This window comes from Simplicispira sp. (assembly GCF_028687295.1).
Lineage (GTDB): Bacteria > Pseudomonadota > Gammaproteobacteria > Burkholderiales > Burkholderiaceae_C > Simplicispira > Simplicispira metamorpha.
The window spans coordinates 1-7973 of record NZ_JAQUAL010000152.1 but is presented as its reverse complement, the minus strand read 5'-3'; the positions used below and the strand labels follow the sequence as shown (position 1 = coordinate 7973).

The 7973-nt window shown below is 61.3% G+C and carries 7 protein-coding genes; all 7 read right to left on the bottom strand.

Annotation, left to right across the window (positions count from 1 at the left end; genetic code table 11):
- Positions 1–229: chemotaxis protein CheW (locus PHX69_RS13835; RefSeq protein WP_288044417.1), on the bottom strand; the 229-nt coding region annotated here is incomplete at its 3' end.
- A gap of 11 nt (positions 230–240) precedes the next feature.
- The gene (locus tag PHX69_RS16200; protein ID WP_502958538.1) at positions 241–2883 is read right to left on the bottom strand and encodes a methyl-accepting chemotaxis protein; all 2643 of its coding nucleotides are present in this window, start codon (positions 2881–2883) and stop codon (positions 241–243) included.
- 58 nt (positions 2884–2941) lie between these two features.
- Entirely contained in the window at positions 2942–5116 is a 2175-nt protein-coding gene (locus PHX69_RS13820) for a chemotaxis protein CheA (protein ID WP_119011786.1), read from the bottom strand.
- A gap of 29 nt (positions 5117–5145) precedes the next feature.
- Positions 5146–5472, bottom strand: coding sequence for an STAS domain-containing protein (locus tag PHX69_RS13815; RefSeq protein WP_119011787.1), 327 nt, complete (start codon positions 5470–5472; stop codon positions 5146–5148).
- A 19-nt stretch (positions 5473–5491) separates the two neighbouring features.
- On the bottom strand, positions 5492–5860 hold the full coding sequence (locus tag PHX69_RS13810) for a response regulator (protein WP_119011788.1): 369 nt from the start codon (positions 5858–5860) through the stop codon (positions 5492–5494).
- An 8-nt stretch (positions 5861–5868) separates the two neighbouring features.
- On the bottom strand, positions 5869–7074 hold the full coding sequence (locus PHX69_RS13805) for a methyl-accepting chemotaxis protein (protein WP_288044414.1): 1206 nt from the start codon (positions 7072–7074) through the stop codon (positions 5869–5871).
- 311 nt (positions 7075–7385) lie between these two features.
- Positions 7386–7973: AEC family transporter (locus PHX69_RS13800; protein WP_288044411.1), on the bottom strand; the 588-nt coding region annotated here is incomplete at its 5' end.

The following is a 7973-nucleotide window of genomic DNA, read 5'->3' as shown; positions in this document are numbered from 1 at the left end:
GCACCGGCAAGACCGCGCCGCGCAGGTTGATCACGCCACGGATGCACTCGGGCATCATCGGCACTTCGGTCAGGCCGCTGTACTCGATGATTTCCTTGATGCACAGAATGCCAATGGCAAACGGCTCGCCGTTGAGCATGAACGTGAGGTACTGCGTCTGCTCTTGCAGACGGGCGGAGTGTTCCGCCAGCGCCACTGACTTGGCCGTGGCCGGGACGACTTGGTTCATGGCGGGTTCTTTCAGAATTTGGTGAACTTGGACTCGTCAATGTCCGTGTCACTGCCGTCCAGGGCTGCCGACGAACCCAAGCCCATCGACTCCATGAACGCCTTGGGTGTGCCACCACTGGAGGCTTTGCGCGCAGCGGGCTTGTAGGACTGCTGTGCGGCCTTGCGGGCGTTGCTGTTGGCCGACGGCTTGTGGCCGCTGGCACCTGCCCCGTGGCCAGCGCCGTCAATCTTGAAGAACGCCATGGTCTGCTGCAGCTGCTCGACCTGGCTGCTCATTTCTTCGGCGGTGGCGGCCAGTTCTTCGGAACTGGAGGCGTTTTGCTGTGTGGTCTGGCTCAGCTGGCTGATGGCCGAGTTGATCTGACCGGCGCCCGAGGACTGCTCTTCCGAGGCGGCGGTGATTTCCTGCACCAGGTCAGATGTCTTTTTGATGCTGGGCACGATCTCGTCGAGCAGCTTGCCAGCTTTTTCGGCCAGATCGACGCTGGAGCCTGCAACCTCGCCGATCTCCTGCGCCGCCACCTGGCTGCGTTCGGCCAGCTTGCGCACCTCGGCGGCCACCACGGCAAAGCCCTTGCCATGCTCGCCCGCGCGCGCTGCCTCGATGGCCGCGTTCAGGGCCAGCAGGTTGGTCTGGTAGGCAATGTCGTCAATGATGCCGATCTTCTTGGCAATCTGCTTCATCGCTGCCACCGTGGCCGCCACCGACTCGCCGCCTTCGGTGGCCTGCTTGGCCGCCTGGCTGGCCATGCCATCGGTGATCTTGGCGTTTTCGGTGTTTTGCGAGATGGAGGACGTCATCTGCTCGATCGACGCGCTGGTCTCTTCCACGCTGGCTGCTTGCTCGCTGGAGGCCTGCGACAGCGATTGCGCTGTGGCGCTGACCTGCTCGGAGGCGCTGGAGAGGGCTTCGGCGGCCACCAGCACCTCGGTGATCACGCTGGCCATTTTGCTGACGGCGTTGTTGACCATGGTGCTGAGTTCGCGCAGATCGCCTTGGTAGTTGCCGTTGACGTCGAGCGTCAGGTCACCGCGTGCCACAGCGCCCATGACGGTGCGCACTTCGTTGACGGGAATGACGACCGATTCAAGGGTGGCGTTGATGCCTTGGATGACCTTGCGGAAGTCCCCGTGGTGCTTGGCTGCATCGGCGCGCACCGAGAGCTTGCCCTCCACCGTGGCTTGCGAGAGCAGGTTGGCATCGGCCACCAGGGCCGTGACGGCCTGGATCACATCGCGCAGGCTCTTGGCCAGTACATCGTTGTCCGAGCGCACCTTGACCGAGACCGACAAGTCACCCTTCGAGATGGACTGCGCCGCCGCCGATTGCTGGTTGGTCGCCTCAATGCAGGCATTGAGGTTGTTCTTCAGCGTGTTGAAGTCGCCGTTGTAGGAGTCGGTGATCTGCTTGGGGATATCGCCAATGGCAATCAGCTCGACGTACTTGGCGGCCACGTTGAGCGGGCCAATGACCGCGTCCAGCGTGTCGTTGACACCCTGCACGATCTTGCGGAAATCGCCCTGGTGCTTGGCGGCGTCGGCACGGGTGGCCAGCTTGCCCTCGACGGCAGCCTTGGACAGCACGCCCGCATCGGCCACCAGTGCATTGACGGCGTCGATACAGGTGTTGAGGTTGTTTTTCAGCGTGTTGAAATCGCCGTTGTAGGTGTCGGTGATCTTGGCAGGAATGGCGCCGCGCGAGATGTCGTCCACGTACTTGGCGGCCACGTTGAGCGGGCCAATGACTGCATCGAGTGTGTCGTTCACGCCCTGCACGATTTTGCGGAAATCGCCCTGGTGCTTGGCGGCGTCGGCACGGGTGGCCAGCTTGCCTTCGACGGCAGCCTTGGACAGCACGCCCGCGTCCGAGATCATGGCTTGCACCGCCGATTGCATGGAGCGCAGCGACTGGGCCAGTTTGCCGATTTCGTCGTTCTGGTTCAGCGCCAGCGTGTTGCCGAAATTACCGGCGGCCATTTCATTGGCGTGCTCCATGAGCTGGTGAGTGGGGGCTGTGATGCTGCGGGTGATCAGCCAGCCCAATGCGGCACTTAGTGCCACAGCCAATACCGTCAGTATCAGTAGCAGGCGTTCTGCGTTGTCGGCCAGATCTTCGGCGTCTTTGCCCCGTGCCTGGATCAAGGCAGTTTGGCCTTCTACCAGGGCCTGAATGGCAGAGATGTAGTTTCCTTGGCTGTTGCGCAGGGTGCCAGACAACATGCTGGCGGCTTCTTCGCGTTGGCCTGCCTTGATCAGGCTGACGTATTTCCCCATGTCCTGCACATAAATCGCACGGGCATCCTTGACCTTTTGCAGGCTAGCCTTGCCTGTGTCTGTGGTGATCATTTGCTCCAGTTTGGCAATGCCTTCAGAGATGATGCGGCTTTGTTCTGGCAGACGATCGAGTTCTTTCTGGGTTTCAGTCTCTTTGAAAATGTAGAGGTTGCGCAACACCCGCGCATTCACATTGATGGCATCCACAACGTCGTTGGCCACTACCGTTTTGGGGAAATCCTGCTGCACCAGCGACCGGATATCGCCGTTGATCTGGTTGATCCGGGACATGCCAATGCTGGCCACAATGATCAGCAAGACCAGTGTGGCGCAGAAGCCGATGGCCAGCCGGACTCCAATCTTCATGTTCTTGAACATATTGATCTCTTTCTAAAAACTTGGTTGAACAGCGTCTTGCCAGGGTCACTGAAATGGTTCAGGCCAATGCCAGGGTTTCGCCCGTTTTGTTGCCTGCAAAGCCTTGGGCCGCCTGTTGTATCAAGGCGGGTACGTCCAGAATCAGGGCGACTTCGCCGCTGCCCAGAATGGTAGAGCCACTGATGCACTTGGCTTGGTTGAACAGCTTGCCCAAGGGTTTGATCACGGTCTGGAACTCGCCCAGCAGCGTGTCCACCACCAGCCCGGCTTTTTGCCCGGCGTGCTTGAGCACCACAATGTTTTCGCGCCGCTTGAGCGGCTGCGTGATACCAAACAGCTCGCGCAGCCGGATGAAGGGCAGCACCTCGCCGCGCAGGTTGGTGTAGTTGTGGCCGGGTTCGGCAGAAAAAGCCACGCATTCCTCGATCATGTCCAGCGGAATGGCAAACACCGAGGTATCGACTTCGACCAGAAAGCCATCAATGATGGCCAGCGTCAGTGGCAGGCGCACGGTGACGGTGGTGCCCTTGCCCTCGGTGCTGTTGATGCTGACGCTGCCGCGCAGCGCCGTGATGTTGCGCTTGACCACGTCCAGCCCCACGCCCCGGCCCGACAGGTTGGAGACTTTCTCGGCAGTGGAAAAACCCGGCTCGAAGATCAGCCCATACACCTCGCTGTCGCTGAGGTGGTGCCCTGGCTCTACCAGACCGCGCTCGATGGCCTTGGCCAGGATGCGGTCGCGTTTGAGGCCGCCGCCGTCGTCTTCCACCGTGATGACGATGCTGCCCGAATCATGGAAGGCATTGAGCTTGAGCAGGCCCTTGGCGGGCTTGCCCCGCTCGGCACGCACTGCGGCGGACTCGATGCCGTGGTCCAGCGAGTTGCGCACCAGGTGCATCAGCGGGTCGCCAATTTTTTCGACCACCGTTTTGTCCAGCTCGGTGTCCTCGCCGTTGATGACCAGGGCAATGTCCTTGCCCAGGTCGCGTGACATGTCGTGCACCACGCGCTGAAAGCGGCCAAAGGTGGCGCCAATCTTGACCATGCGCAGTTGCAGGGCACTGTCGCGCACTTCTTCCACCAGCCCGGAGAGCTTGGAGGTGTGCTCCTGCAAGTCGGCCATGTTGGCGCGCCGGGCGATCAGGTTGACGCCTGCGCCGACGATGATCAGCTCGCCCACCAGGTTGATGAGCTGGTCGAGCTTGTCGGCATCGATGCGCACCGAGCGGCTTTCCTGCGCGTGCAGCTCTTTGACCTGCGTTTGCTTTTTGATGGCGGCATCCACCACTTCGGGGTGGACGGCGCGCTGCTCGACCAGCACGGTGCCGATCAGGGGTGTCGGCGTGGTTTTTTCCTGAATGTTCAGGGCCTCGTCCAGCTCTTTCTGGGTCAGGGCGCCGCAGCGCACCATCATTTCGCCAATGCGCACCGAGACTTCGTGCTGCTCTTGCTGGATGTGTTGTATGTAGTCGCTGGTGCGGCTGTGGGGCGGCAGGATGCGCACTTCGCAGTCGTCGTGGACAAACTCGAAAGCGTTTTCGATGGCGGCCTTGGTGGCACTGCTTTCCAGCTCGATTTCGTAGCCGAGGTAACAGGCCTCGGGATCCATGTCCTGGGGCTCGGGCAGCTTCTCGGACAGCACCAGCACCTCTTCAATGCGCCCGAGGGTGCCCAGGAAGCGGATGAACGACAGCGGATCCATGCCGTTGCGCAGCACTTCGGGGCCAAAACGCAGTGAAATGTGCCAGTGGTCTTGTGCCGCACCGCTGCCAGGCATGCGCTGGGTGGCGTCTGCGGGTGCCGCCGCTGCACTGGCCGATAGCCCCGAAGGCACTGCCGCTTGTCCCAGGTGTGCGCGCAGTTGCTCCAGCAGCGGCTCGCCTTGCGCGGTAAGCGCAGGGTTTTCGGCGGTGTCGCCAGCGGCAATGGCGTCAATCAGGGTGCCAATGTGGTCGCCGCATGACAGCAGCAAGGCGATGAGGCTGTCGCTGATGCCAATACGGCCATCGCGCACCCGATCCAGCACGCTTTCGGTGACGTGGGTAAAGGCCACCACATGGTCGAGGCTGAACAGTCCGGAAGAACCCTTGATGGTGTGCGCCGTGCGAAAGATGGCGTTGATCAGCTCTGTTTTTTCTTCTGCCTGCTCCAGGGCCAGCAGCGCGTTCTCCATGTCTTGCAGCAGCTCGCGGCTTTCGACAATGAAGGTTTGCAGGGCTTCGTCAAGGTTCATGGAACACCTTTGGGGACAGAGGGCGGTACTCAGGCACGGGCGGCGCCCAAGGGCTGGGGAATCACCAGGTCGTCCCCAAAATAGGCGGCGAGGTGGAGCAAGTCAAACACCTCCAGCACCGCTGCGCTGTGGCCCACCAGCCGCAGCTGGCCTTGCTGCTTTTGCGCGGTGCGTTTGGCCAGCATCAGCAGTTGCACGCCAGCGGTGTCCAGTTCGGTCACGGCCGACAAATTGACCTCCAGCGTGGTGTGGGGCTGCAAGGGCTCCAGCAGCGCCCGCTTGAGCTCCTCGGCCCGGTAAATGGTTATTTCACCTTCGATGCGCAAGGGGGCATCGGACGCGGCAGGGGTGGTCATGGGCGTAACGGCAGATCAATCAAGGCAGGCACAGCTTTTGCACAGCGCCCAGCATTTGCTCGGGCTTGAAGGGCTTGACCACCCAGGCTTTGGCGCCTGCGGCCTGGCCTTCGCGCTTTTTGGATTCATCGGACTCGGTGGTCAGCATGATGATCGGCGTGAACCGGTAGCTGGGCATTTGCTTGACGTTCTTGACGAAGGTGATGCCGTCCATGACGGGCATGTTCACGTCACTGATGATCAGGTGTACCTTTTGGCCCGTGAGTTTGCCAATGGCGTCCTTGCCGTCCTGGGCTTCGATTACCTCGTAGCCAGCACGGCGCAAGGCAATGCCAACCACCATGCGGATAGAGGCTGAATCGTCCACCACCATGATTGTTTTAGCCATCTGCCGTCCTAAAAGAAAGTAATGCCATCGTCCGCTTCGGGCGCTGGGCGGGTGGGGGGTGGGGCGGTGCCTTGGTGGCTGGGCGCCTTGGCCACCGCGAGCGGTGTTTTTCTGTCGTGGGCCAAGTGCTGGTCTTTCATGACATATGACTTACGCATTTCGGCCAGAAAACCCTCTGCATCCAATGGCTCCAGGTGGCCTGTGGCAAGGCACTCCTGTTCGTGCTTTTCAAAGTACGCCGGGATGTGGGTGATGTTGCTTTCCACCTGCGTCAGTATTTGGCTGACCCGGTCTTGGAACTGCAAGTTCAGCAAGACATCGCCAATATCGGCGTGAATGGCCATGCTTTCGTTTTTCAGCAAGTCGGTGGACGTTTGCAACCCGGAGGTGATGCTCCTGAAGTTGTCCATCACGCTGACTATGCGCTCTTGCGAGGTGCGCAGCGAGTCGTCTTCCTGGCGCACGGACGCCTGGGCGGGGCTGCAGGTGCTGGTGATGGCTTCGCTGATGACGGCCACCATCTGGGCGATGCGCCGGCCGGTTTCACCGGACTGCTGCGACAGCATGCGAAATTCTTTGGCCACCACCGCAAAGCCCCGGCCATGCTCGCCTGAGCGTGCGGCCTCAATGGCGGCATTGAGCGCCAGCAGATTGGTTTGCGAGGCAATTTTGGCCACATCGGTGGCCATGTCTTCGAGTTGTTTGGTGAACTGGTTGAGCGACTCCACCTTGTCCAGCATGGCAGCCATGCTGGTCATGGCCGCTGTTTGCGAGGAGAGCACCTGGGTCAGCTCATCCTGGCTGCGCTGGAACACCGACACCAGGTCTTGCCCCTCGGTGGAGGCTGTGGCCTGGCCCGCCGTATCGACGGTATGTTCCAGGCGTTGCACGATCTCGCTGAAGCGTTCGGTCAATGCCGTGATACCGCTTTCCATCTGTTGGCGCGAGTTGCCAATGTGGCCGACCCAGACGGGGGTGACTTTTTCGCCAAATTGCCTTTGCCCTGCCAGAAACTCTTCGAGGTGGGAGTGCAGGTTGCGGTTTTTTCGCAGGGTGGCACGCCAGCCCGAAAAGGCCCCCAATGCCACCAGCACGGTGGCCAGCGTGGCCGATGTGGCGGTGACGCCGCCAGCCACAAGCACAGCCACGCTGCCCAGGGCACCCACGCCTGTGGGTGACCAAAAGGTGACACTGTTCCAGTCGGAGCTGTTCAAAGCGTTGGCTCCTGTGTGGACGGGCCTGGCCCATGGGGGGAAAACAGGGGTGTGTTCATGGGGGCGTAAAAGCCATGCGCATGGCGTGAATATCAGGGGGAAAGCAGCTTCTGTAACGTTTGGAATCGTATCAGTTTCGCCATGGGATTCCAGGCCCTGGGGCAGGGCGGCACAAAGCGCATGTGGGGCTGGGTCTGGCCGCCCGGGCGCTTGGCACCGTGGCGGGTATTGCAGCGGTTAATGATTTGGAATAAAAAGTGCCTTGAAGGCAATGACGGTGGGCGCAAGTAGCTATTAAAAAAATAGCAAAATCAGCGCAGCACACCCAGCGCCAATGTCAGGCTCGCCATGCCCAGCAGCGTTGACAGCGTGACCAGGCCCGCTACATACGGGCCGTTGTAGCCCATGCGTGCGGCCAGCACGTAGCAACTCGAGGCGGTGGGCAAGGCCGAGAATGCCAGCAGCACCGTGGTTTGCACGGCATCCAGACCCAGCAGCCGTGCCATGGCCCAGGCCACCAGTGGTTGCAGCAGATGGCGAATGCCCAGCACCGACACCGACAGCAGCTTGCTGCGCGTGAGCAGCCCGAACTGCATGCCTGCACCCGCCGCCATCAGCCCCAGCGCCAGAGAGGCGGCACTGATGCGGCCAATGGTGGGCTCTGCCCAGGCCGGAATCCGAAAACCCAGCAAGTTGGCCACCAGCCCTGTGGCCGTGGCCAGAATCAGTGGGTTGCGCAGCAGCTCACGGGCAAAGCTGTGCTGGCCCTGGCGTGCCATGGGCCAGACAGCGGCCACGTTGAACAGCGGCACACAGACGCCAATCAGCACCGCAATCAGCAGCAGGCCCTGGCTGCCTGCCAGGCGCTCGGCCAGCGCCAGGCCAATGAAGGAGTTGAA